This is a genomic window from Thermosynechococcus sp. FA-CM-4201, from assembly GCF_054689355.1.
The window spans coordinates 987,844-1,009,916 of record NZ_CP079920.1 but is presented as its reverse complement, the minus strand read 5'-3'; the positions used below and the strand labels follow the sequence as shown (position 1 = coordinate 1,009,916).

Below are 22,073 nucleotides of genomic sequence, written 5' to 3'. Positions count from 1 at the left end.
TTGTCAATGTTTATCTATCAAACTTTCATGGTTGGTTGCTGTTCTGGGAACACGGTGGGTTGCAGGGAACGCACAAGGGAGAGGCCAAAGAAGAGCCGCAGTCCCCACTGTTCAAACCAAGGAACACTTAGACCCCATCTCATTTTCAGCAGGAAGTAGCGCTCAAAGACAGCCTTGACCCAACTCACCCACAATCCTTGAATGGCGTAGGCCAAGCGGCGCTTCTGCCCAAGGGTCTCAGGAATCACAGGAGCGGCAATATAGGCTATACCCGTATCACCAAAGTCAGCAAAACAGAGGGCATCCAGTGTCGGCACCACAGGCTCAGCCGCTAATTCCCCAAGGGCAACGGCAATGTTGTGGCTCGCAGCGATCGCCATCTCCTCGGTCATTTGACCCGTCTTGGGCAAGCCCATAGGTACAGGGGTAACTTCTATCGGCGGCAGGTGAACACTGATGCCGACCCCATAGATTTCAGGATAGTCGGGGTGCTGAAGCGTGGGCAGCAGGGGCAAAAATCCCTTTTCATTGCCAAGACCAGAGGCGCGTACAAAGGCTGGCCCGCGAAAAGGTGGCAAAATCATGCTGTAGCCAAAGGGAATCACCTGCCCATCCCGCAATAAAATCCGATGCGGCTCAATGGCGCTGATCTCGGCATTAGTGATGGTTTCAATGCCCCGCTGCGCAATCAGGTCTAGGGTGAGTTGATCGCTGTTGGCCAAGCCGCCAATCCCCAGATGGCCGATGTAGGGTTCAGGGGTAATAAACGTAATCTTGACGCGATCGCGCAACCCATGGCGCCGCAGGGCATGTTCCGCCAAAAACAGAAATTCATAGGCAGGCCCTAAACAACTGGCTCCCGGTGCCGCACCCACAACTAAGTCCCTTGGATCCTTGAGAAACTCTTGCCATGCTCGATGGGCGGCAACTGCGTGGGCGGGGCTACACACCGAATGACTATGGATGCCAAGGCCGGGAATCAGATCGAGGGCAAGTTCTGCCCCTGTGGCAATCACTAAATAGTCGTAGTTAAGGGTGTGCTCAGGTAAGTAAACCTTCTTGGCTTTAGGGTCAATCTGCTGGACTTTGCCTTGCACCCATTGCAACCCATGGCGCTGGCTCACGGTCTTTAAGGGCACTTGCAGACGTTCGAGGGAATTGTGTCCCAGGGCAACTGCCACCAACCCCGGAATAAATGTAAAGCGATCCACATCGGAGACCAACACCACTTGATGGCGATCGCCCAAACGATGTCGCAATTCGTAGGCTGTGGGCAATCCGCCAATGCCCGCCCCAAGGACAACCACCCGTGCCATGACCGTATCCTCTGCAAATTTATTTAATTAACTATATGGTAGTATAGGAAGATAAAATTGGCTACAGCCGTCTGTGCTAAGGAGAACCCCAGAGTCGCCCTGTATTGATCCTGTGGCCTTGTCGCGGCAGCCGTTGGGACTATACTGGAAAGAACACGACCTGTTGGAAGCCCATCGGATGAATAGTTGCGTCCTCTTTGCAGAAGTGATTCAAGCGCCAGAACTGCGCTACACCCAAGAAAATCAGATGGCGGTGGCGACAATGGTGGTGCAGTTTGCCAGCCTGCGCAGTGAAGAGCCACCCATGAGTTTGCGGACAGTGGCTTGGGGCAATTTAGGGCAAAAAATGCAGGCAGAATGCAAAGTGGGCGATCGCCTGATCCTCGAAGGTCGGCTAAAAATGGACACCATTGACCGCCCCGAAGGCTTCAAAGAAAAACGCGCCGAATTAGTAGTGAGCCGCTTCTACACCGTTGAGGGCAACATTGTGGATCATCCCGCCCAGCCCGCAGCCACCCCAATGGCCACACCCACAGCCACCGCACCTGTCACACCAAAGGTGGCACCCCCACCCCCCGAACCCGAAGATATTAACCTAGATGAGGTACCCTTCTAGGGGTGTAGTCGGAAAGTTTGAATTTGCCATGGGCTGAGGGTCACTGCGTTTGCATCCCCTGCGGGCGTCTCTAAGAGTGTTTGCGGTGCTTTGATCTGCCATGGGATCAGCGTTGAGTGCAGTTCCAAGGTGCCCCCTTCTCCAGATACTTCTGCTACTCGCAATTGCCAACCCTGTCTATCCTCTGCTTGTTTGAGGGCAAGGCATTCAATGCGGGCATCCGACCAATGGAGAAGCTGAGCGTGGGGCGGTAATGCTCCCGATGGATGGGTGGGGGTAATTCTTCCCCTCAGGGGTTGATTAAACTGAGCCGCCTGCTGCGGGACACCGGCCCCTTGCCACGAGCCACTATGGGGAAACACACCATAGCTGAAGCGGTGCTGACCGCGATCGCTATTGGCATCTGGCCATGTGGGCGATCGCAACAGGGTCAATCGCAGTTGATTCGCTTGGGCATCAAGGCCATGCTTGCAGTCGCTGAAAAGACTCACCCCATACTCTGGCGTACTCAAATCCACCCACGTTAGAAAGGGCACCTCCCATTTTGTTTGCTCATGGTCGCTGAGGTGGGGATTGGGAAGTGTCGGGCGCAGCGTAACGCCGCCGGGAGTTTCACAGGTGATCTGTTCAGCACTGATTGCCAAGGGAAAAGCCGCCTTGAGGAGAATATGTTCCTCCTGCCAGTCAATTACCGTATCAATGCGCAGCCACGGGGTTTGATACTGCAACACATACTCCTGCTGAATCTGCGAGGACTGAAAGCGCCACCTGACCCGTAGTCGCTGCTCCAATTGATGCCACGTCACCCATTCAATGGCCTCTAGGGTCGCCCCCGTCAGTCGGTGCTGCCCATAGTTGGGGTCAATGTTCCAAGCATCCCAGTATTGCCCCTGATCACGGAAAAATTGCAGTTGATTACCGCGATCGCCCAAGCAGGGACGATGATTCAACTTGTCATACAGATTGGTGATTTCCCCTGTTGCTGGATCAATTTCAACGTGGAGATAGTTATTTTCCAAGACATAGCCCAAGGGGGGGGTTGGTAAGGTATCAGGGCGCGATCGCGGGCAGAGCCACAGCAGCGTGTAGCCAATTCCCGGCACCTCAGGGGTACGAAACGTCAGGCAACCTTGGGGAGCATTCAACTGCGCTGGTAAATCGTAGTCGCCCCGTGGACAATAAACCCGCCAAGAGGGAATCGCCTGCGGTAGCTGCGCCAAGTCAATGTGGACAACTCCGGCGCGATCGCCCACCCCACTATTGAAAATGACCACAGGAATTGCCCCTGCCACGGGGGGTTCGCCGTAGTCTATAGACGCACACAGAGCCGTTTGCGCCGCCCCCAGTAACGTTTCTGTGGTTGTCAGCAGTTGCTGCCATGTTGGGTTCACCTCGGCATAAACCTCTGGAATCGAGGAGCCGGGAAGAATATCATGAAACTGGTTAAAGAGAAGTTGTTGCCAACAGGCTTTGAGTTCTTCTCTGGGGTAGGAAAAAGACGTTGTGATTGCCGCGAGGGCACACCAGCGTTCCGCCTCTTGCAGTTGTTGTTGGGCGCGATCGTGGGCAGCCTTTTGATCGCCATGACTGGTGTAGCAACCGCGATGGAATTCTAAATACAATTCGCCTTGCCACTGCGTGGTTGGCGGTGTTTCTTGGGCAAGTTGATCTAAATACTGCCGCACCGTTGTCCATTGCCACTGTGGGCCAATGCCACCGAGGTGTTGCCAGCGTCGCACCCGTGCCAACATGTCTGCTGTTGGTCCACCGCCATGATCGCCGACACCGGGGAGCCAGAGACTGCGCCGCGATCCCGTTTGTTGCCACCACTCTTGGGCGTAGGCAGCCATTTTCACTGCATCAATCCCTTCGCCAATGGGCGCCGACATCAGGGCATTCACCTCTGCCCCCGCCACATCCCGCCAGACAAACCAACCGTGGGGAAAGTGCGTGGTGTCATTCCAGCGCAATTTTTGGGTGACAAAGTAGCGAATGCCCCCCTGAGCCAAGAAACTGGGGAGCCGTTCCGGAAAGCCAAAGGTATCGGGCAACCACGCAATCGGGCTAATGTCACCAAAGGCCTGCTGCACGTACTGCTGCCCATAGAGAATCTGACGGGCAATGGACTCAGCATGAATGAGATTGAGTTCCGGTTCGACCCAAAGGCCTGCCGCCACATCCCACCAACCCGCTGCCACGGCTTCCTGAATCCGCCCAAAAAGTTCTGGGGCATGGATCTGCAAATAGGCATAGAGGGCGGGGGTGGAATGGGTAAAGGTGAGTTCGGGATAGCGTTCCTTAAGCTGCAATACGGATCTAAAAGTGGACTGTGCCACTTGCCACGTTTCCGCGATCGGCCAGAGCCACGCCAAGTCCAAATGGGCATGGCCGCACAGGTGTATTGTGAAGTCCCGTAAAGGGGTGGCGATCGCCTGCATTTTCTCGTGGATCTCCGCCAGCAGCGGATCTAAGATGGGGCGCTGTCCTTGGCTCTCTAAAACTTCCTTCAGCAGGGGTTCAAGGGGTTGCAGGTTGAGGGTTTCACCAAAGATCGCCAAAATGTCCAACTCAGTGGCAATAAAGTCGGGATCCACTCCCGTTGGCGATTCAAACCGCAGGCCTGATCTTACCAACGCACCGTCATCGTGGCCGGGACTCACAAGATGCAACACCACCTCCCACGTTTGGCCGGGGGTCACCGCCTCCCCTAAGCACAGACTCACCGAATGATCAAACAAATCCCCCTGATGCACCGCCTGACCATTGACATACACCGTTGCCTGATCCGCCCACCACGTGAGATCAAGGCGTAGAGTTAAACCCACCACACTATAGCCTTGAACCGTCGCAGGTACCGTGATGCGCTGCCCCAACCAGAGGGAGTGCCGCCCCTTGGGCCACGCGAGATGACCTTTAGCATTCACGGCATAGGGGGTCGTCCCGGCCTCTTTGAACGAGGGGGAGCTGAGGGGAAACCACTGGGCATGAATCTCAATGACTGCCAATGAATGCAAATAGTCACGAGATTTTTTGACTAATTCTGTCAGGAGCATAAAACTTCGTTAATTTTCCTGCGATCGGCCTAGGCCAATTGCTATGCTAGAGGTGTGAGGAGCCGTCGTCATTCGTTTAACCAAACTGTCAATAAAATAAGCAAACGTTATTTCAGAGGAGTGACCTCATGGTAACCCGATTTGAGCCGTGGCGGGGCTTTTTGATCTCCTCAGTCTGTGGGATACTGACAGCCCTCGCGATCGCCCCAGTGACACTTGCCCAATCCCAGCGCCCCCCTGCCCCCGATCAACCCGTAGAAACCGTTGTGGCGGATCCCCTCCAGAGTCCCTTCCCGCTCCCTTGGAAATGGATTGACGACGGCCACGCCGCTGCCCTCAAAGCCAAGAAATCCCTCCGCTTCACTCAGCAGACGCCCCAATATGTCTCTCCCGATGGCCGCTATGTCGCACAGGCCACCCTCTACTTTACGGCTGATCCCGAGGCGCAACGGCAACAATTGGTGAGCGTTCTTGAAATTCGCGATCGCCAGAGCGGCAGCCGGCAGCGCATTGAAAGCCTCAAGGAAATGCCGCCTGAATTTTTGGCAGAGGTGCCCCAAGGCCAAGGTCTGATTGCAGTACTAGTTCCAGTTGGCTGGTCAGAAACAGGCAATCGTCTCTTGGTGCGGCAGCTTGGCGGCTTGTTTGCCACCGATTTAATTAGCGATGGCGCGTGGATTTGGCAGGCGGGGGTGGGTCATGTGGCCACGGTTTATCCCACCGCTGATGAATACGACTTTGCCACCCTCTTGGGCTGGAGCACAACGGATCCGCAACGGGTGCTCTTTCAAACCCAAACCATGGGGAACCCCAAAGCCACAATTTGGGCAGTGGATACTCAAGGCAGCACGCAATTGGCCCAGGGCGATCGCCCCCGTGTCTATGGCACAACCCTACCCGCCACTGCCAATGCCCAGCGTTAGATCGCCTCAAGGGGAAGCCAGCAACTGGCCAAGGTAGCGATCAATCCAGCCAATCATCACGGCAGGGCACTCCAACTGCGGCGTCAGTCCCACCTCTGGCATCACATCAAAGGCACGAATCGCTTCGGGGTTTAACTGTGCCAAGCGTTGACCCACGGCCACAGGGGGGAGTTTTGCCTGTTCTCCCCAAACGATGTAGGTCGGCACCGTCAAATGGGGCAAGAAGCGACTGAGGTCGCAGCAGAGATCACCCCGCACAAAGGCCAGTGCGGCAAATTCTGCCCCTGCCGACTGCGCCACTTCGGTATAGGTGGCAACCATTTCCGGGCTGATGCGGCTAGGTCGGGCAAACTGTTGATTGGCCATAAAGGACTGCACACTCAGGGCATTGGCCACGCCGAGGCGATAAAAGGCGATATCCACATAGGGCTGGCGGGCAATCTGGGCAAGGGGAGTCTGGCGGTAATCTTGACCAAAATCACTCAACCCTGTTGGGCAGGTGAGAATCAGGCCACGGAAGCGTTGGGGGTGGGCGATCGCCCCTTGAATGGCAAAGGCTGCCGTCAGTGACGACGTGATTACCACCGCTGGTTCTGCCGTCAATTGACCAAGGCACTCTAGCAAGTGATCCACATAAGCCACCACCGTATAGGGTTGATCGCGATGCTCAGAGGCACCCCAACCGGGCAAATCCAACGCAAAAAGAGGATACTCGGCTGCAAAGGCCGGATAAACCGCCGACCACTCATAGCGGCTCGAGCCACCGCCAAAGCCATGCCAAAAAAATAGAGGCGGCCGAGCAGGGTTAACCTTGCTGAGATCATTGGTAACGTAGGCCACCTCGCCCATGGCCGTTGTGAGGGTACGCGATCGCAGGCAATCAAACATCGGGATTTCCTAAAAAGAAGAAACCTGCTATGATAATAAATCGCGCTGAATTAAACGGGTAGCAACGGGCTGCCCCCGCCCTAAGGAGTGCCGCCGTGACCAAGAGTACCGAAGGCGAAAAGCCCACTAGTGGCTTTAATCTATCCGAGTTTTTCCGTGAAACCAAGGAAGAACTCAGCAAAGTGGTGTGGCCCGATCGCCAGCGTCTGATTGGCGAATCTGCGGCAGTCATTCTCATCGTTTCCCTTTCGGCTGCGGTCATCTACCTAGTGGATGAACTCTTTCGTTGGCTGGCCACACTGATTTTCTAGACAGCCAAAGATTTCTACGAGTACGCGCCTATGGTGAGTGAATTTACTGATCATTCTGATCTGAGCGATCCTCTTGACGACACCGTTGAAGTGGCCGAAGGGGATCAAGCGGGTAAGGTCAAACGGTTTTGGTATGCCGTGCAAGTGGCCTCTGGCTGCGAAAAAAAAGTGAAAAGCACCATCGAGCAGCGGCTCCATACGCTGGATGTGGCCGATCGCATCTTTCGCATTGAAATTCCCCAAACTCCCGTCATCAAAATCAAAAAAGATGGCTCGCGGCAAACCATTGAGGAAAAAGTTTTTCCCGGTTATGTTCTTGTCCAAGTGCGGGCACAGCAGTCCCCCGAAACCGGTGAATGGCAAATTGATGACGAAGCTTGGCAGGTGATTAAAAACACCCCCAATGTGATTAACTTTGTTGGTGCTGAGCAACGCCGCAGTACAGGCCGCGGCCGCGGTCACGTCAAGCCCATGCCCCTGAGTCCGGCCGAAGTGGATCGCATCTTCCGCAAAGCCCAAGAACAAGAACCCGTTCACCGCATTGATCTCAACAGTGGTGATAAGATCAAAGTTCTCAATGGTCCCTTTAAGGACTTTGAGGGAGAGGTGATTGAAGTCAGTGCTGAGCGCAGCAAACTGAAAGCATTACTCTCGATTTTTGGCCGCGAAACCCCGGTCGAACTCGAAGTGACTCAAGTGGAAAAAGTAGATTAGGACGCTAACTCACTATGGCGAAAAAGGTCGTCGCAGTTATTAAACTTGCCATTCAAGCGGGTAAAGCCAACCCTGCTCCCCCCATTGGTCCGGCCCTTGGTCAGCACGGTGTGAACATCATGATGTTCTGCAAAGAGTACAATGCTCGCACCGCCGATCAAGTGGGGATGGTGGTGCCCGTTGAAATTTCGGTCTATGAGGATCGCAGTTTCACCTTTGTTCTGAAAACGCCGCCTGCTTCCGTGCTGATTCAAAAAGCTGCGGGCATTGAAAAAGGCTCCGGCGAACCCAACAAGAAAAAAGTGGGCAGCATCACCCGTGCCCAACTGCGGGAAATTGCTGAGAAGAAAATGCCGGATCTCAATGCCAACGATATTGAAGCGGCCATGCGGATTATCGAAGGCACGGCTCGCAATATGGGCGTGACCATTACTGACTAAAGCTTTCTTAAGTGTGTTCCTGTTGAGTCCTTTGTTGTGTTGGGGGAGAAACTTCGTTTCGTTCGTACCCCGTGGAGGTAAATTCTGATGCGTAAACTCTCGCGACGACTGCGCGAACTCTATGCCAAGGTGGAGGATCGTCCCTACGCGCCCCTCGAGGCCTTGCAACTGCTGAAGGAAACGGCCACAGCCAAATTTCCTGAATCGGCAGAAGCCCATATCCGCTTGGGCATTGATCCCAAATATACCGACCAACAATTGCGAACCACCGTGGCGCTTCCCAAAGGCACCGGTCAAACCATTCGCGTGGCGGTCATTGCCCGGGGTGAAAAAGTGACCGAAGCCAGTGCCGCCGGTGCCGATGTCGTGGGTTCAGAGGAACTCATTGACGAAATTCAAAAGGGGCGGATGGACTTTGATCTCCTCATTGCCACCCCCGATATGATGCCCCAAGTGGCCAAAGTGGGTCGGATTCTGGGTCCGCGGGGGCTAATGCCATCCCCCAAAGCTGGTACGGTAACCTTTGACTTGCCCCAAGCCATTCAGGAGTTCAAAGCAGGGAAAGTGGAATTCCGTGCCGATCGCACTGGGATTGTCCATGTGCTCTTTGGCAAAGCCAGCTTCAGCGCCGAAGACTTGCTCATCAACCTCAAGGCACTGCAAGAGAGTATTGACCGCAACCGCCCGAGTGGTGCCAAGGGTCGCTACTGGCGCAGTGTCTATGTGGCCGCCACCATGGGGCCGAGCATTCAAGTGGACATCAACGCCCTGCGGGAGCTAAAACTGGCCGAAGCCGCCTAAGGAGGACTTGCCTATTGCCCAATACTGGACAACTCAAGACTGAAACCGAAGACCGCAGGGGTCTGGCTCAGACATAATCTTCCTGCCGAGGTTTGCGAAGTCCATCCGTTGGGATTGGGCGATCGCCCCGGCACCACTGCTGGGGTTTTTCTTTCACTGACTACAGGAGGTGATGCGCGTGGGACGCACGCTAGCAAACAAAAAAGAAATTGTGGCGGAGCTAAAGGAACGCCTGAGCGAGTCACAAATGGCACTGGTGATTGACTACCAAGGTCTCACCGATGCTGAGATGAAGGATTTGCGGCAACGCTTGCGCAAGTGCAATGCCAGTTGCAAGGTCACTAAAAATACGCTGATGGAATTGGCGGTCAAAGAAAGTGACACTTGGCAACCCATGACCCAATTCCTCAAGGGACCTTCGGCGTTCCTCTTGGTCAAGGATGACATTGGCGGCACGATCAAGGCCTACCAAGAATTCCAAAAGGCCACGAAAAAAACCACCCTACGCGGTGGGGTCATGGAGGGACGGGCCCTTGACGAAGCGCAAGTGAAGGCCATTGGTGATCTGCCTTCGAAAGAACAACTCATGGCGCAGATTGCTGGTACCCTCAATGCCGTCACAGCGAAGATTGCCATTGGCATCAAGGAGGTTCCTGCTTCCTTGGCGCGGGCAACACAGGCGATCGCCGACAAAGGTGCGGAATAGATCGATCCTGTTCTCGGTTTCCCTTGGGAAGCCACCTGTTCTTGTTTTCTAACCTTGAAACGATAGGAGTTTACAATGTCTGCTGCAACCGATGAAATTCTCGAAAAGTTGAAATCCTTGACCCTGCTGGAAGCCGCTGAGCTGGTCAAGCAAATTGAAGAGGCCTTTGGTGTCAGTGCCGCTGCGCCGGTCGGTGGCATGATGATGGCTGCTCCTAATGGTGGTGGTGGTGGTGCCGCTCCCGCAGAAGAAGTCGAAGAGAAAACCGCCTTCGATGTCATTCTCGAAGAAGTCCCCGCCGACAAGAAGATTGCGGTGCTCAAAGTGGTGCGCTCTTTGACCGGCTTGGGTCTGAAGGAAGCCAAGGAAGTGGTGGAATCCACGCCCAAACCCGTGAAAGAAGGTGCCACCAAAGAAGACGCCGAAGCTGCCAAGAAAGAACTCGAGGAAGCCGGCGCCAAAGTCAGCATCAAGTAGTCTTTGGTATCCATTTGTTTCGGGGGTGGTCTTCTGGCCACCCTTTTTTATTTGCAACCTTTGAAGAGTATAGAAACTCATGACCCATATTCGTGCCATCTATACCGATGGTGCCTGCGAAGGCAATCCGGGACCGGGGGGCTGGGGCGTGGTCATTTACTTTGCCGATGGCTCTGTGCAGGAACTGGGAGGACATCACCCCGCGACCACAAATAATCGCATGGAATTGCAGGCGGCCATTGAAGCTCTCAAGGCATGGCGCCAACTGGCTCCGGGGAGCGCGATCGCCCTTTACACCGACAGCGAATATGTCCTCAAGGGAATTACGGAGTGGATCCACAACTGGAAACGGCGGGGCTGGAAAACAGCCGCTAAAAAGCCCGTTCTCAACCAAGACCTGTGGCAGGAGTTAGATGCCCTCAATGATCCCTTAGTCCAGTGGCACCATGTGCGCGGCCATAGTGGCGATGTCGGCAATGAACGCTGCGATCTTATTGCCCGCAGTTTGAGTCGTGGGCAGCCAATTGCCCTAAGAACGCTGCCACCACCGCTGGGGTAATGTCGCGCGTGTGCTCAAAAACTGCACTGGCTCCCGCTGCGCGCAGGCGATCGCCATAGGGTTGCCGATCTTCGGGCTTGACATGGGGCGGAATCACCCCTAAAGCAATCCACGGCGTTGTTGCTTGTTCCTTGCGGGCATTGACAACGGTCTGCATATCCGCCACTGTATCCCCCACATAAAAGGTAGGAATGGTTTCTTGAGCTGTGGCTTGACGGTAGGCCATGCGGAGTCCTGTGGGGTCGGGTTTGCCGGGGGCATCCTCCATGGCGATCAAAAGGGGCTGATCCAGACCCAAGCGGTGTTTCAGAACATATTCTGCCGAGTCCCGCGTGGCACCACTGACAAACCCCCAGCGGATCTGTGCCTGATCAAGAGCCTGAAAATAGGCAATATCCACCAGCAACGGCTCATCTTGAATATAACCGCACCAATTTTGGCCGCTATAGCGCTCCTCAAAAAAGATCACTAGGCGTTCATAGTCCAAGGGCACTTGGGAGCGGGGTTTCCCTTGGCGTTCAAAGTAGCGGTAGATGAGTTCACGCGACCCTTCCCAGTCGTTATTCCAGCAGCCTTCCGCCTTGAGGTCGTCAATTTCCTTTTGACTCGGACGATAGGCACCCCCCGTAAAATGCTCGACGGTATCCGCTAGGGCACGGCGATAGGAACGACTCACATCGCGAATTACCCCATCAATATCAAAAAAGACACAGGCACAGGGGGGACTCAACGGTAGTTCTCCAGAAACTTGTATGCAGTTGGCCTGATTGGTTATTATAAAGGATGGCCTTTTGTGAAAAACGAGTTTTAGGAGGTTAGAATTGTCCCGCTTTACCCTGAGAGTGCTTTGGTTAGAAAAAGACGTGGCGATCGCTGTTGATCAAATTGTTGGCAAAGGGACAAGCCCCCTCACCTCCTACTTCTTTTGGCCGCGCACCGATGCTTGGGAACTCCTGAAGGCGGAGTTAGAGAAGAAATCTTGGATTACGGAAGCCGAGCGGATTGAACTCCTCAACCGTGCCACCGAAATCATTAACTACTGGCAAGAGGAAGGCAAAAATCGTCCCGTCAGCGAGGCACAAAAACGCTTTAGTGATGTTAGTTTTGTAGGCACAGCCTAGGGTATTCTGAATCCCGAGGTCAATCACTACCCGTTGAGGAGAAAGATGATGGGAATTGTTTTGTACTTTGTGATTGTTGCGGGCGCGATCGCCTTGGCGACGATTTTGTTTCACACGCTACGTACGGTGAAGCTCATTTAGCTGCATCATACCCTCCTAATACCTTTGTCTTTCAGTTCTGCATAGGGAGAGAGAACTCGTGTCCCACGCTGTTACCTTAATTCGCGGCGACGGTATTGGTCCTGAAGTTGCCGCTGCAACTCGCACTGCCATTGATGCCACGGGCGTCAAAATTGACTGGGTGGTGGTGGATGCCGGCGTGGACATGATGGAACGCTACGGTACCCCCTTGCCCGAACACGTTCTCGATGCGATCAAAAGCACGAAAACTGCCATCAAAGGCCCGATTACCACCCCCGTGGGTACCGGCTTTCGTTCTGTGAATGTCGAGATCCGCAAGCGGCTCAATCTCTATGCGAACCTACGGCCGGCTAAATCCATTGTGGGGGTGAAAAGCTATTTTCAAAACATTGACCTCGTCATTGTTCGCGAGAATACCGAAGACCTCTACGCCGGGATTGAGTTTGAATACACCAGTCCCGAAGCGGCCAAAGCCCGTGCCTTTTTGAGTGATCTATCGGGTAAGCCGATTCGCGAAGATGCAGCCATTGGTGTCAAGCCCATTTCTGTGCTGGGGAGCGATCGCATCATTGAGTTTGCCTTCAAATATGCCAAGGCCAACGATCGCAAGAAAGTGACAGCCGTTCACAAGGCCAATATCATGAAATTTACCGATGGCCTCTTCCTTGAACGTGCCCGCGAAATTGCCACCCGTTACCCCGACATTGCCTTTGAAGATCGCATCGTCGATAACATGTGCATGCAGTTGATGCAGAAGCCCGAACTCTACGATGTGATGGTGATGCCAAACCTCTACGGCGATATTCTTTCAGACCTTTGTGCAGGGATGATTGGCGGCCTTGGGGTGGCTCCCGGCGCCAATATTGGCGATGAATATGCCGTTTTTGAGGCAATTCATGGTTCAGCGCCCAAATATGCCGGCCAAAATAAAGCTAATCCCACGGCATTGATTCTCTCTGGAGTGTTGATGCTGCAACACCTTGGTGAAATGGAAGCGGCACGGCGTCTGCAAGCGGCTGTTGAAAAAGTCATTGGTGAGGGGCGCTTTGTCACCTACGATTTGGCTGCGCCGGGCAAAGAACCCGTGGGTACCCAAGAGATGGCTGCCGCCATTGCCGAGTACGCCGCCCCCTAACCCACTAGCAGGTTTTCCTCAGGATATTGGACGCTCGAAGGCTGGGGGTCACCGATAATTGCCGCCATCAGCAGCAGGATACCCACCCGTCCAGCATACATCGTTACAATCAAGACCAACTTGGAAAAGACGGTTAGCCCACTGGTAATACCGGTGGAAAGACCAACGGTAGCAAAGGCGGAAACGGTTTCAAAGAGAATATTGATGAAATTCTCTTCGGGGTCAGCGATCGCGATGAGGGTGGTGGAAACCAGCACCGTAAACATTGAGCCAAAGGCCACAGCGACGGCTTTCATGATCAGCGAGGGGGGCACCTGACGGCGGTAGAGCAGCACCACCTCCTTGCCTTGCAGAGCCGACTTGGTAATCCCTGCCAAAATTCGCAACGTGGTTGTTTTAATGCCCCCTGCGGTGCCACCGGGGCTACCACCAATAAACATCAGGGCAATCATAATAAATAGCCCGCCATTATTGAATTCACCAATGTTGACGGTATTAAAGCCCGCCGTCCGCGCTGTCACTGACTGAAACCACGCCAAGAGGAGCTTCTGATCAAAGGAAAAAAGACCAAATCGTTCTGGCGATCGCATCTCCGTCAGGAAGAGCATCACCGTTCCCAAGATGAGGAGAATCGCTGTCGTACTCGTCACAATTTTGAAATTGAGGCTAAACGTCATCTGGCTGGCCTTGCGGATTAAGTAGGCGGGTTTACCCCAGTGGCGCAGATGCTCCCGCAGCCAAAGATAAAACTCAAAGATCACCTCATAGCCAATGCCACCAAAAATAATTAGTAGCGAAATCACCAAATTCAAGGGCACGGAGGTTTGATACCCCATCAAGTTATCGCTAAAGAGACTAAACCCAGCATTATTCCAAGCACTAATACTGTGAAACACCGCAAGCCACACTGCCTGTGGATCACTAAAGTCTTGGCGAAAAATCAGCCAGAGCAAAAAGGCACCCGTCAATTCAAAGAGAAAAGTCAAGCCCAAAATCGAGCGCACCAATTGCCGTGCCCCCTGTATGCCCCGCCGATCCAAAGCTTGCTGTACCGCTATCTTTTGCCGCAGGTTAAACTTGCGTCCTAGCAAAATAATCAAAAATGTGGTGGCCGTCATGTACCCCAGACCGCCGACTTGGATGAGCAAGAGAATCACCAGTTGGCCAAAGGGGGAAAAATGGGTGGCTGTATCAACAATGATGTGACCGGTCACACAGACCGCCGACGTGGCTGTAAATAGGGCAATGACCAAGGGATTCCAATGCCCATTACTGGTGGACCAAGGCAGGCACAGGAGCAGCGTTCCCACCGTAATCACCGCCAAAAATCCAAGGCAAATTGTCCGTGGAACTGTCAACATCAATGAATACGTATCCAAAAGGCCTGAGGTTAATCTACCGCAGGATTGTATGGGCAACAATCGTTTGAGGTTGACGGTTCCGAATCGGGATGACAGGATTTGAACCTGCGACCCTCTGCTCCCAAAGCAGATGCGCTACCAAGCTGCGCTACATCCCGGCAGTTAATTTCTATCCTACCACCGAATTCTCAGCACAATAGGACAGGGACGCTTAGAATCAAGAAAGGAGTTTTTCATTTTGTTAAGGTTGCCCTCGCTGGTATGACCGACGTCCCCGTTTCCCACATTCGCAATTTCTCGATCATTGCCCACATTGATCACGGCAAATCGACCCTTGCCGATCGCCTGCTGCAATTTACGGGCACGGTGGATCCCCGTGAAATGAAGGAACAGTTTCTCGACAATATGGAACTGGAGCGGGAGCGGGGGATTACGATTAAGCTGCAAGCTGCCCGCATGACCTACACCAGTCGCGATGGCGAAACGTATATTTTGAATTTGATTGACACCCCTGGCCACGTGGATTTTTCCTATGAGGTGTCGCGATCGCTAGCCGCCTGTGAAGGGGCACTCCTCGTTGTGGATGCCTCGCAAGGGGTAGAAGCGCAAACACTGGCAAATGTCTATCTGGCATTGGAGCATAATCTAGAGATTATTCCGGTTCTCAACAAAATTGATCTTCCCGGCGCCGAGCCAGATCGCGTGACGGCAGAAATTGAAGAGATTATTGGCCTCGACTGCTCGCAAGCGGTTCTAGCGTCTGCCAAGGAAGGGATTGGCATTGAGGAAATTCTGGAATCCATTGTGCATTTGGTGCCACCCCCCCGCGATACGGTAGATCAACCCCTGCGGGCATTGATTTTTGATAGCTACTACGATGCCTACCGAGGGGTGATTGTCTATTTTCGGGTCATGGATGGTGTGGTTCGCAAGGGCGATCGCATTCGCTTGATGGCCTCTGGCAAAGAGTACGAAATTGATGAATTAGGCGTTCTCGCACCTAACCAAAAACCCGTGGACAGTCTGCATGCCGGGGAAGTGGGCTACCTCGCCGCCGCCATTAAAGCCGTTGGTGATGCCCGTGTCGGCGACACGATTACATTGGCACAAAACCCAGCCAAGGAACCTCTTCCGGGTTACACCGAGGCCAAACCGATGGTCTTTTGTGGTCTCTTTCCCACCGATGCCGATCAGTTTGAGGATCTGCGGGAAGCCCTTGAAAAATTGAAGCTCAATGATGCTTCGCTCCACTACGAGCCGGAAACCTCCAGTGCCATGGGTTTTGGGTTCCGCTGTGGCTTTTTGGGGCTGCTGCACATGGAAATTATCCAAGAGCGGCTAGAGCGGGAATACAATCTGGACTTAATCATTACCGCCCCTTCGGTGGTCTATCGCGTCACCACCATCAAAGGGGAAGTGCTGACGATTGATAACCCCAGCCTGCTGCCGGAACCCCAATACCGCGAAAAAATTGAGGAACCCTACGTGCAACTGGAAATGATTACCCCCGAAACCTATGTGGGAACGCTGATGGAATTGGCGCAGTCGCGGCGGGGCATCTTTAAGGATATGCGCTACCTCACCCAAGGGCGCACTACATTGGTCTATGAAATGCCCTTGGCGGAAATTGTGACGGACTTTTTCGATGAAATGAAGTCGCGATCGCGGGGCTATGCCAGTATGGAATACCACCTGATTGGCTACCGTCCCAATGATCTGGTGAAACTGGATATCCTGATCAATAACGACCCTGTAGATTCCTTGGCAGCCATTGTCCACCGCGATAAGGCCTACTATGTGGGACGTGCCCTTGTCAGCAAACTCAAGGATTTGATCCCCCGCCACCAGTTCAAAATTCCCATTCAAGCGGCCATTGGTTCACGGGTGATTGCCAGTGAAAGTATTCCCGCCTTACGCAAAGATGTCTTGGCCAAGTGCTACGGCGGTGACGTGACCCGTAAACGCAAGCTCCTCGAAAAACAAAAAGCGGGTAAAAAACGGATGAAGGCGATCGGGCGGGTGGATGTCCCCCAAGAGGCCTTTATGGCGGTATTACGACTCAAGAATGAATAGGAGGCTCAGGGTGTCTCAACGGTCATCGGGCAAATGGGTAGCGATCGTCACCGGTGCCATTTCTCTGTTATTGGGAATTGGCTACTTGGTGTTAGTACAGCTTTTGGATTGGCGCGGCGATTGGCAGCCGGCTCCTTTGGGATTACTGCGAGTGCTCTTGCCTTAGAACTGTTTAGGCAACTGGGGGCAGCTCACCATGAATGGTAAAGCGCACATGGTTGAGGGCTAAATCTCCAAGGCGTAGCCCGCGATCGCGATAATTCGTGCTCTCAAAACGAATCCCTTTACCCGCTTCCACGTGGTACCAAGGCAGTGCCATAAAGAACCGCGTTGGATAGGGGCCGCGCTCTACCACATCATCGGGATTGGACTCCATGGGTAACCAACCCACCCCCGGCACATAAAACTCCAACCAAACATGGTTATAGGTGGGCTGGAGGGGAATGCCGCGCTTTTGGGGATGGGGGGGACATTTGTAGCGACCCACCGTACGGCAGGCAATGCCATTTAATCGCGCCAAGGCAAGGAGCACCCCCACATACTCACCACAGGATCCCGTTCCCCGTTTCAAAACCAAATCGGGGGTTTCAATCGTGGGTCGCATCGCATAGCTCAGGCGATCGTACACATAGTTACGAATCTTGAGCATCTTGCGCAGGATATTGGTCTCTGTGCCCACAGCTTCCCGTGCCGCCTCCTGAACAATGGGTTGATCCATCGCCAACTCATCGTTATCCACCAGATACTGTGCTGCAAATTCTGACGGCAGCGGTAGCGTCTCATCAATGTCGTCAAAGCTGAGATGGTACTTAATCCCTCTCACTTCTAGCCAAGCACGCCAGCCAAAAAGGCGGGCTTCGTAGGGACGCACTTCAGGAAAATCAAACACCGCCACCTGCTGATCCCCCACGGTTTCTAAGCGAAAGGGGGTACCCACGGGTTCAACCCGCAGCAATTTTTGGCGCAGGGAATTGGCGGGCAGCGCAATTCGCCACTCTAGGTTATCTAGGTGCAGCGCATCAAGGGGAGACATTTCCTCCACGTAGGCCATCTCAATCAGATAGCCATTGGAGACCGTGTAATGCTGCTCTTTGTGGGTCTGATAGAGCAGGGGATGAATCAGGCAAATATCGCGGTGATCAATTTCGAGGGGAGCTTCGCGGTTGTTGGGGTTATCCCGCAGATAGGGTTCTTCACCGCCATAGGCCACCCACAATCGCCCGGTCGCATCAAAGGTAAACGCCGTTGGCTGGGCAAAGGGAGTCAAGGCCACCCATTCCACACGACCACTCTGGCGATCGAGACAATAGATGGATTGCTCTAGGCGATCGCTCACCCACAGATAGCCATCCTTAAGGGCTAAATTTTCACAGCCAATGCCCGGGGCACTGAGGCGATACTGCTCTCGACCTGTCTGATCAAAACAGTGGATGTAACCCGATTTTTGACAGGCCACATAGATGCCTGTGTCATCCACCGCCACACCGTAAATGGGATAGCGGCACTCCAGCACCTTTTCTACCTGCCAGTCAGGAAGATGACAGCGATAGAGCCATGTGTCCCGACAAAACCAGAGGGTTTCGCGATGGAGACAGAGGCCATCGGCATCGAGAAATGGCTCTAGATCGTAGGGATTGAGAATCTCACTGTGGTCGTTTTCGCCATTGATGAGCAAAATAAAGCCCCGCACCCGATCCAAGGCCAAAAAACTGGCGCCAAGGGTTGCTTGGCAAAAGGGTAAACGGGGCAATTGACGTAGCCACAGGGCTTGGGGATCGACCCATGCCAGACCGTGGATTTGGTAAGCACCCAAGGGATAAATAGTCCGCCAGTCGTGATCCAGCGCTCGGGAGCTGAGAGAGTCCCCATAAACCTCTGCCGGTGTGTCTGGCATAGGAAGTCGATACCCTACTCAACCGCTTGGGGCAATAGCTCACGCCGAGGTTGAGCTTGGATCTTCACCTGACCCGATTCATCCACATCAATGAGGGCAGTATCCCCTTCGCGAATGCGGCCAGAGAGCATTTCCTCAGCCAAAGTGTCCTCTAAGAGGCGCATAATTGCCCGACGCAGTGGCCGTGCCCCATAGCTGGGGTTGTAGCCCTCATCAATGAGCCGTTCCTTGAAGCGTTCGGTCACCTCCAAGGTAATACCTTTTTCCGTCAGGCGCGAGAACACTTCCTTGAGGAGAATGTCGGCAATTTGCTTGACCTCGTCCTTCGTCAATTGACGGAAGACAATGATCTCATCCAGACGGTTGAGGAATTCGGGGCGGAAGTATTGCTTCAGTTCCTCATTCACCAAGGAGCGAATGCGATTGTATTGCGATTCGGCAGCATCCTCAGTGCCAAACTCAAAGCCAAGACCGCCAGCGCCTTTCTCAATCACCTTCGAGCCAATGTTCGAGGTCATGATCAAGAGGGTGTTCTTGAAGTCAACGGTACGCCCCTTGGAGTCAGTGAGGCGACCATCCTCAAGGATTTGCAGCAGCAGGTTAAAGACATCGGGATGGGCTTTCTCGATTTCATCAAAGAGCACCACCGTGTAGGGACGCCGCCGCACGGCCTCGGTGAGTTGACCGCCCTCATTGTAGCCGACATAACCGGGGGGCGAACCAATGAGCTTGGAGACGGTATGCCGCTCCATGTACTCAGACATATCCAAGCGGATCATCGCCTCTTCAGAGCCAAAGAAGTAGGCGGCCAAGGCTTTCGTTAGCTCGGTTTTACCCACACCGGTTGGCCCAGAGAAGATAAAGCTAGCAATGGGACGGTTGGGATTTTTCAGACCGACACGGGCACGGCGAATGGCGCGGGAGATGGCTTTCACCGCTTCATCTTGGCCAATGACCCGCTGGTGCAGGGTCTCCTCCATGTGCAGCAGTTTTTCCGACTCGCTTTCGGTGAGCTTGCTGACAGGCACGCCCGTCCAAGAGGCAACAATGTGGGCAATGTCCTCTTCGGTGACGACGGGGGTTTCCTCTTCACCATTGGCGCTTTCGGATTTTTTCTGCTGGGCAATGGCACGGATTTGCGCTTTCAGTTCCATCTCGCGATCGCGCAATTCACCCGCTTTGTCAAAGTTTTGGGCACGCACGGCATCGTCTTTTTCTTTGAGCACTTGCCGCAATTCGCGATCCAGTTCCTTAGCCGCAGGGGGTAGTTGCGAGTTAATCAGGCGCACCCGTGAGCCCGCTTCGTCAATCAGGTCAATGGCCTTGTCGGGCAAATAGCGATCGCTAATGTAGCGATCAGACAGCTTCGCTGCCGCCTCAAGGGCTTCATCGGAAATTTTCAGCTTGTGGTGCTTCTCGTAGCGTTCCCGCAGGCCGTAGAGGATCTCAATAGTTTCCTCAACGGAGGGTTCACCCACCATCACCGGTTGGAAGCGGCGCTCTAAAGCAGCATCCCGCTCAATGTGTTTGCGGTACTCATCCAACGTGGTGGCACCAATGCACTGCAACTCACCACGAGCCAAGGCGGGTTTGAGAATATTTGCCGCATCAATGGCACCCTCAGCAGCCCCAGCGCCAATTAACGTGTGTACCTCGTCAATCACTAAGATCACGTTACCGGCTTGGCGGATCTCATCCATGATCTTCTTCAGCCGCTCTTCAAACTCACCGCGGTACTTGGTGCCCGCCACCAAGAGGCCAATATCGAGGGTAACCACCCGCTTGTCTTCCAGAATATCGGGGACATCTTTATTGGCAATGCGTTGGGCAAGGCCTTCAGCAATGGCGGTTTTACCTACCCCCGGTTCACCGATCAGCACGGGGTTATTTTTGGTGCGGCGGCCAAGGATTTGAATCACCCGCTCAATTTCTTTTTGCCGACCCACCACGGGATCTAGCTTGCCATCAATGGCCATCTGGGTGAGGTTGGCGCCAAATTCGTCCAGCGTCGGTGTTTTGGTACGCCCTTGGCTGGCACCAGCGGCCACTTCTGCGGTTTCACCCAGCATGCGAATCACTTGGGTGCGCACTTTCGAGAGGTCAACGCCGAGATTTTCCAGAACCCGTGCCGCTACGCCTTCTCCTTCGCGAATCAACCCCAAGAGAAGGTGCTCAGTACCAATATAGTTGTGTCCCAGTTGGCGGGCTTCTTCGAGGGAGAGTTCCAACACTCGCTTGGCACGGGGGGTAAAGGGAATCTCCACCGCGACAAAACCAGACCCACGGCCAATAATTTTTTCCACTTCAATGCGGGCATCCTTGAGGTTCACGCCCATGGAACGTAGCACCTTCGCAGCCACACCGGTGCCTTCACCAATCAGTCCGAGGAGAATTTGTTCGGTACCGACAAAGTTGTGGCCGAGGCGGCGAGCCTCTTCCTGTGCCAGCATGATGACTTTAATGGCTTTTTCTGTAAACCGTTCAAACATGACCCTTCCCCTAATGGCTCCTGCGTGCTGGTAACACTCATCTTAACACGTCCACTTTGGCGTGTTTTTGTATGCCAATTTACAGCCCCTTGCCCAAAAGATGGAACAGACTCAGAACCGTCAAATCCACTCGCAAACAGGATCAACGTCTCTTGACGTACCCTATAGCTTAGATCAAGGGCTGTACTCATACTGTAGATGTTGACTCATTTTTTTGCAGGTGTGGTTGCCCGTATTTTAATTGAGATTTTGTGGGCTAGCCTGCGGCAAAATTCGATTGATCGATGGGTCAGCCTCTTTAGGCTCAAAAGACGATAGACTACACTTGCTGACGCCCAAATTTCTCGCCAATGGCTAATTTTTCCCAGTTTCTTGCCGTTGAACCCTCGCAGCGTGCCCTGATTTTCGATATGGATGGGGTCATCTGCCATACCATGCCCTACCACCTTGAAGCTTGGCGCGTCTATGTCGATCGCACCCCTGAACTGCGGCAGCAGATTAACTTGGAACAATTGCGGCAAATGGGGGGCAAACGCAATGCCGAACTCCTACCAGAACTTCTAGGGCGATCGGTGACTGAAGCGGAAGTTGAACGTTGGGGCGCGGGCAAAGAAGCCGTGTTTCGGGAACTGCTGGCACCCAATTTGGAACTGTTGCCGGGGCTATTGCCCTTTCTCAAAAGTGCTAAGGAAAAAGGCTATCGCTTGGGCTTAGGCACCTCGGCCTGTGCTGCCAATGTGGCATTGGTGCTCTCCTGCGAGGGGGTGGGCAACTTTTTCGATACGGTGGTGATGGAGCAGGATGTGCAGCGGGGCAAGCCCGATCCAGAATGCTATCTCCTCGTGGCGGAGCGGTTGCAAGTATTGCCGCAGCACTGTCTTGTCTTTGAGGATGCCGTGGCGGGGGTGATAGCAGCGGTGCGGGCAGGGATGCTCTGCTGGGGAGTATTAACAACGCAATCGGAAACGGCACTGCAAGCCGCAGGGGCAGAGGTCTGCATTGAGGACTTTACGGATCCACGCCTTCAATGGCTATTGTCCTAGGGCATTTTCAGC

Annotated in this window: 22 protein-coding genes, 1 tRNA gene and 1 other annotated feature; of the genes, 15 read left to right on the top strand and 8 right to left on the bottom strand. The window is 53.8% G+C overall.

The genetic code is table 11. The features are described 5' to 3' along the window. Positions 1-17: 17 nt before the first annotated feature. On the bottom strand, positions 18-1,316 hold the full coding sequence (locus KV190_RS04900; RefSeq protein WP_460194842.1) for an NAD(P)/FAD-dependent oxidoreductase: 1,299 nt from the start codon (positions 1,314-1,316) through the stop codon (positions 18-20). Between the two features lie 178 nt (positions 1,317-1,494). Between KV190_RS04900 and KV190_RS04895 the strand changes: the two genes are divergently transcribed. Further along, positions 1,495-1,932, top strand: coding sequence for a single-stranded DNA-binding protein (locus KV190_RS04895; protein WP_460195228.1), 438 nt, complete (start codon positions 1,495-1,497; stop codon positions 1,930-1,932). On the opposite strand, the gene KV190_RS04890 is transcribed toward KV190_RS04895, so the two are convergent. Next, on the bottom strand, positions 1,929-4,937 hold the full coding sequence (locus tag KV190_RS04890; RefSeq protein ID WP_460194841.1) for an alpha-mannosidase: 3,009 nt from the start codon (positions 4,935-4,937) through the stop codon (positions 1,929-1,931). The genes KV190_RS04895 and KV190_RS04890 overlap by 4 nt on opposite strands. A gap of 176 nt (positions 4,938-5,113) precedes the next feature. Here KV190_RS04890 and KV190_RS04885 point away from each other — a divergent pair, with 176 nt between their 5' ends. After that, on the top strand, positions 5,114-5,908 hold the full coding sequence (locus tag KV190_RS04885; RefSeq protein ID WP_460194840.1) for a hypothetical protein: 795 nt from the start codon (positions 5,114-5,116) through the stop codon (positions 5,906-5,908). Positions 5,909-5,914: 6 nt separating this feature from the next. On the opposite strand, the gene KV190_RS04880 is transcribed toward KV190_RS04885, so the two are convergent. After that, positions 5,915-6,796, bottom strand: coding sequence for an alpha/beta fold hydrolase (locus tag KV190_RS04880; protein WP_460194839.1), 882 nt, complete (start codon positions 6,794-6,796; stop codon positions 5,915-5,917). Positions 6,797-6,891: 95 nt separating this feature from the next. Here KV190_RS04880 and secE point away from each other — a divergent pair, with 95 nt between their 5' ends. The 7 genes from secE to rnhA all read left to right on the top strand — a co-directional run bounded on the left by secE (position 6,892) and on the right by rnhA (position 10,804). Further along, positions 6,892-7,107 (top strand): preprotein translocase subunit SecE, encoded by a 216-nt coding sequence (secE, locus tag KV190_RS04875; protein ID WP_460194838.1) that lies wholly within the window; start codon positions 6,892-6,894, stop codon positions 7,105-7,107. A 30-nt stretch (positions 7,108-7,137) separates the two neighbouring features. Continuing rightward, complete coding sequence (nusG, locus tag KV190_RS04870; RefSeq protein ID WP_460194837.1) at positions 7,138-7,821, top strand: transcription termination/antitermination protein NusG; 684 nt, start codon at positions 7,138-7,140, stop codon at positions 7,819-7,821. Positions 7,822-7,835: 14 nt separating this feature from the next. Next, positions 7,836-8,261, top strand: coding sequence for a 50S ribosomal protein L11 (rplK, locus tag KV190_RS04865; protein ID WP_011056150.1), 426 nt, complete (start codon positions 7,836-7,838; stop codon positions 8,259-8,261). Positions 8,262-8,345: 84 nt separating this feature from the next. Next, positions 8,346-9,062 carry a 50S ribosomal protein L1 gene (gene rplA, locus KV190_RS04860; RefSeq protein WP_460195227.1) on the top strand — a complete coding sequence of 239 codons (717 nt, stop codon included), beginning with the start codon at positions 8,346-8,348 and terminating at the stop codon, positions 9,060-9,062. A 27-nt stretch (positions 9,063-9,089) separates the two neighbouring features. Next, positions 9,090-9,222 (top strand) — a sequence feature (ribosomal protein L10 leader region). An 18-nt stretch (positions 9,223-9,240) separates the two neighbouring features. Then, positions 9,241-9,768 (top strand): 50S ribosomal protein L10, encoded by a 528-nt coding sequence (gene rplJ / locus KV190_RS04855; protein ID WP_460194836.1) that lies wholly within the window; start codon positions 9,241-9,243, stop codon positions 9,766-9,768. 75 nt (positions 9,769-9,843) lie between these two features. Further along, the gene (rplL, locus tag KV190_RS04850) at positions 9,844-10,245 is read left to right on the top strand and encodes a 50S ribosomal protein L7/L12 (protein WP_460194835.1); all 402 of its coding nucleotides are present in this window, start codon (positions 9,844-9,846) and stop codon (positions 10,243-10,245) included. A 79-nt stretch (positions 10,246-10,324) separates the two neighbouring features. After that, positions 10,325-10,804: a ribonuclease HI gene (gene rnhA / locus KV190_RS04845; protein WP_460194834.1), complete on the top strand. Its 480-nt coding sequence runs from the start codon at positions 10,325-10,327 to the stop codon at positions 10,802-10,804. Here the strand turns inward: rnhA and KV190_RS04840 are convergent. Beyond that, on the bottom strand, positions 10,737-11,534 hold the full coding sequence (locus tag KV190_RS04840; protein WP_460194833.1) for a TIGR01548 family HAD-type hydrolase: 798 nt from the start codon (positions 11,532-11,534) through the stop codon (positions 10,737-10,739). The two genes, rnhA and KV190_RS04840, sit on opposite strands and share 68 nt — an antisense overlap. 91 nt (positions 11,535-11,625) lie before the next feature. Between KV190_RS04840 and KV190_RS04835 the strand changes: the two genes are divergently transcribed. From KV190_RS04835 to KV190_RS04825, 3 genes are read left to right on the top strand one after another with little or no spacing between them, the layout of a single operon-like run. After that, positions 11,626-11,925: a 30S ribosomal protein PSRP-3 gene (locus KV190_RS04835; RefSeq protein ID WP_149817201.1), complete on the top strand. Its 300-nt coding sequence runs from the start codon at positions 11,626-11,628 to the stop codon at positions 11,923-11,925. Positions 11,926-11,970: 45 nt separating this feature from the next. After that, positions 11,971-12,066, top strand: coding sequence for a cytochrome b6-f complex subunit PetL (gene petL, locus KV190_RS04830; RefSeq protein ID WP_460194832.1), 96 nt, complete (start codon positions 11,971-11,973; stop codon positions 12,064-12,066). A gap of 58 nt (positions 12,067-12,124) precedes the next feature. Then, positions 12,125-13,201, top strand: a complete 1,077-nt coding sequence (locus tag KV190_RS04825; protein ID WP_460194831.1) for an isocitrate/isopropylmalate dehydrogenase family protein — start codon at positions 12,125-12,127, stop codon at positions 13,199-13,201. Here KV190_RS04825 and KV190_RS04820 read toward each other — a convergent pair. Further along, positions 13,198-14,559, bottom strand: coding sequence for a TrkH family potassium uptake protein (locus tag KV190_RS04820; RefSeq protein WP_460195226.1), 1,362 nt, complete (start codon positions 14,557-14,559; stop codon positions 13,198-13,200). The two genes, KV190_RS04825 and KV190_RS04820, sit on opposite strands and share 4 nt — an antisense overlap. 87 nt (positions 14,560-14,646) lie before the next feature. Then, positions 14,647-14,720 (bottom strand) — tRNA-Pro (locus KV190_RS04815). Between the two features lie 103 nt (positions 14,721-14,823). Between KV190_RS04815 and lepA the strand changes: the two genes are divergently transcribed. Together lepA and KV190_RS04805 are read left to right on the top strand one after the other, a co-directional pair. Next, entirely contained in the window at positions 14,824-16,635 is a 1,812-nt protein-coding gene (gene lepA / locus KV190_RS04810) for a translation elongation factor 4 (RefSeq protein WP_460194830.1), read from the top strand. 10 nt (positions 16,636-16,645) lie between these two features. Next, positions 16,646-16,801 (top strand): hypothetical protein, encoded by a 156-nt coding sequence (locus tag KV190_RS04805; protein WP_460194829.1) that lies wholly within the window; start codon positions 16,646-16,648, stop codon positions 16,799-16,801. Between the two features lie 6 nt (positions 16,802-16,807). Here the strand turns inward: KV190_RS04805 and KV190_RS04800 are convergent, their stop codons facing one another. Both KV190_RS04800 and KV190_RS04795 read right to left on the bottom strand, forming a co-directional pair. Next, positions 16,808-18,529 (bottom strand): transglutaminase domain-containing protein, encoded by a 1,722-nt coding sequence (locus tag KV190_RS04800; RefSeq protein ID WP_460194828.1) that lies wholly within the window; start codon positions 18,527-18,529, stop codon positions 16,808-16,810. Positions 18,530-18,543: 14 nt separating this feature from the next. After that, positions 18,544-21,018, bottom strand: coding sequence for an ATP-dependent Clp protease ATP-binding subunit (locus KV190_RS04795; RefSeq protein WP_250682939.1), 2,475 nt, complete (start codon positions 21,016-21,018; stop codon positions 18,544-18,546). A 350-nt stretch (positions 21,019-21,368) separates the two neighbouring features. On the opposite strand from KV190_RS04795, the gene KV190_RS04790 reads away from it, so the two are divergent. Continuing rightward, positions 21,369-22,061 carry an HAD family hydrolase gene (locus KV190_RS04790; protein WP_460194827.1) on the top strand — a complete coding sequence of 231 codons (693 nt, stop codon included), beginning with the start codon at positions 21,369-21,371 and terminating at the stop codon, positions 22,059-22,061. Positions 22,062-22,073 lie beyond the last annotated feature (12 nt).

What these genes read in the sequence shown, in the direction of transcription:
- rplL (WP_460194835.1), top strand. Translation starts at nt 9,844, where the DNA reads ATGTCTGCTGCAACCGATGAAATTCTCGAAAAGTTGAAATCCTTGACC.
- KV190_RS04900 (WP_460194842.1), bottom strand. Translation starts at nt 1,316, where the DNA reads ATGGCACGGGTGGTTGTCCTTGGGGCGGGCATTGGCGGATTGCCCACA.
- KV190_RS04795 (WP_250682939.1), bottom strand. Translation starts at nt 21,018, where the DNA reads ATGTTTGAACGGTTTACAGAAAAAGCCATTAAAGTCATCATGCTGGCA.
- KV190_RS04880 (WP_460194839.1), bottom strand. Translation starts at nt 6,796, where the DNA reads ATGTTTGATTGCCTGCGATCGCGTACCCTCACAACGGCCATGGGCGAG.
- rnhA (WP_460194834.1), top strand. Translation starts at nt 10,325, where the DNA reads ATGACCCATATTCGTGCCATCTATACCGATGGTGCCTGCGAAGGCAAT.
- nusG (WP_460194837.1), top strand. Translation starts at nt 7,138, where the DNA reads ATGGTGAGTGAATTTACTGATCATTCTGATCTGAGCGATCCTCTTGAC.
- KV190_RS04895 (WP_460195228.1), top strand. Translation starts at nt 1,495, where the DNA reads ATGAATAGTTGCGTCCTCTTTGCAGAAGTGATTCAAGCGCCAGAACTG.
- rplK (WP_011056150.1), top strand. Translation starts at nt 7,836, where the DNA reads ATGGCGAAAAAGGTCGTCGCAGTTATTAAACTTGCCATTCAAGCGGGT.
- lepA (WP_460194830.1), top strand. Translation starts at nt 14,824, where the DNA reads ATGACCGACGTCCCCGTTTCCCACATTCGCAATTTCTCGATCATTGCC.
- KV190_RS04885 (WP_460194840.1), top strand. Translation starts at nt 5,114, where the DNA reads ATGGTAACCCGATTTGAGCCGTGGCGGGGCTTTTTGATCTCCTCAGTC.
- KV190_RS04800 (WP_460194828.1), bottom strand. Translation starts at nt 18,529, where the DNA reads ATGCCAGACACACCGGCAGAGGTTTATGGGGACTCTCTCAGCTCCCGA.
- KV190_RS04790 (WP_460194827.1), top strand. Translation starts at nt 21,369, where the DNA reads ATGGCTAATTTTTCCCAGTTTCTTGCCGTTGAACCCTCGCAGCGTGCC.
- petL (WP_460194832.1), top strand. Translation starts at nt 11,971, where the DNA reads ATGATGGGAATTGTTTTGTACTTTGTGATTGTTGCGGGCGCGATCGCC.